Source organism: Thiolapillus sp., assembly GCF_048562965.1.
GTDB lineage: Bacteria > Pseudomonadota > Gammaproteobacteria > Chromatiales > Chromatiaceae > Thiolapillus > Thiolapillus brandeum_A.
In genome coordinates, this window is sequence record NZ_JBHNMF010001330.1 from 1 (window position 1) to 696 (window position 696).

Sequence of the window (696 nt, forward strand, 5' to 3'; positions counted from 1 at the left end):
TAGTTAACGGCAGAAAAAGCAGCCGAGACATAATCCCGATCTGCCTAACCTAAAGACAACCCATACGAGGTATCCATCATGCGCATTTTCCCCATCAGCATTACCCTGCTGACCTGCCTGCTCTCTTCAGCAATCCATGCGGACAACAATCTCCATATCCGGAAACAGGTGTTGAACAATCAGGATCTGGCCGGTGTAGGCAGCATCACCTTCAACCTTTACGATACCCGCACAGACCCTGTTCCACTGATATCGCAAACCTTCCAACCGGGTTACTGGCTGAAGAAATCACAAGCGGGACATACCATTATCAGTGCAGAACTGAATGGCACTTCCTTTATGCAAGACACAAAGGGATTATGGGTAGAGCTGGAAATCAATGGACAGGCTGTTGGGCAACGGGAACCCATGGCGGCAGGTACAACCGGCATAACCTTCGCCACAGGCAATCCGCTGAACATGAGCGGCAATGCCATTCGTGATGTCGCCGATCCAACACTTGATCAGGATGCAGCAACCAAAGCCTATGTGGACGATGTGGTTATCGCCACAGGAAGTGGCGATATTACATCTGTGTAAGCGCCAAAGAATCAACCCTTTTGCATCTTGTTGAGGGAGGTGTTCCAGGGTAGCAAGGCTTCGACGTCCTCAACCATCTTGGCGTTCCCAATATGCTGTAGCACATGGTTGAGATAG

General features: G+C 50.1%; 1 protein-coding gene. It reads left to right on the plus strand.

What is annotated here, in order from left to right:
- Positions 1–78: 78 nt before the first annotated feature.
- Complete coding sequence (locus tag ACOCD2_RS24135; protein WP_293650594.1) at positions 79–579, plus strand: hypothetical protein; 501 nt, start codon at positions 79–81, stop codon at positions 577–579.
- Positions 580–696 lie beyond the last annotated feature (117 nt).